We start from the raw sequence: 936 nt of genomic DNA, 5'->3' as shown, positions 1-936 counted from the left end.
CCGCTCGGCGACGGTACGGGCGGCGATCCGGCGGGGCTGGGTGTGCCCGATCATGCCGCGCACACCGCGGCCCAGTTCGAGACAGATCTTGGGGATCTGCGTCGTCTTTCCGGAACCGGTCTCACCGGCGACGATGACGACCTGGTGATCGCGGATGGCCGCCGCGATCTCGTCCTTCTTCTGGCTGACGGGCAGCTGTTCGGGATAGGTGACGGCCGGCACGCGGATGCGTCGCTCGGCCATCCGGCCCGCCGCCTTGTCGAGCTCGCCCTCGATCTCGGCGAACACGGCATCACGGGCTTCGGGCTTACGGATCTTGCGCGCGCCCTCGAGCCGCCGTCCGAGCCGGTGCGCGTCACGCAGCGACAACTCGGTCAGACGGGCGGCGAGGGAGCCGAGGGCGGGGGCTGGATGCGTAGACATACGCGATCCAGGATCTCACCTCGGCCGAAACCCGGTCGACTGATTTGCCGCCGGTGCGGAAGGCGCGCCCCTTCAGGGCGCGGGGAACTGCGCGAACAACCACCCGCAACCCGCACCCGGCGATCGACAGGCACCCCCCACGGCGAGATGCCAGAGTTCCCCTATGTCCGATTCGCGTATGCCCGGTTCGCGCTGGACGACGTTCAAGCGGTCCCCCTTCCTCCCCGCCACCGTCCTGCTCCTCCTCATCTCCGCCGCCGCCGGCCTCTTCGCGGGCTCCTACACCTACGCCATGGCGAACCCGACCCCGCACAGCATCCCCGCCGCGGTCACCGGCCCCTACGACCGCCCGCCGGCCCGCCCCTTCATCGCGGGCATGGAGCACGCCCTGTCGGCCTCGCTGAAGCTGCACCCGTACCCGGACCGGGCCGCGGCCGTCCGGGCCGTGAACCAGCAGCGCGTCTTCGCGGTGATCGGCGCGCCCACGGGCGACGGCCCGGTCCGGGTACGGGT

The 936-nt window shown here is 71.5% G+C and carries 2 pseudogenes; one reads left to right on the top strand and one right to left on the bottom strand.

What is annotated here, in order from left to right:
- A pseudogene (locus tag CCN72_RS35210) lies at positions 1-423 on the bottom strand (ATP-dependent helicase); the annotation flags it as partial.
- A 163-nt stretch (positions 424-586) separates the two neighbouring features.
- Between CCN72_RS35210 and CCN72_RS35205 the strand changes: the two are divergent.
- Positions 587-936: pseudogene (locus tag CCN72_RS35205) on the top strand (ABC transporter permease); the annotation flags it as partial.

This window comes from Streptomyces murinus, assembly GCF_002154555.1.
Classification (GTDB): Bacteria; Actinomycetota; Actinomycetes; order Streptomycetales; family Streptomycetaceae; genus Streptomyces; species Streptomyces murinus.
The sequence above is the reverse complement of the archived record's forward strand: the minus strand, read 5'-3'. Positions and strand labels throughout refer to the sequence as shown.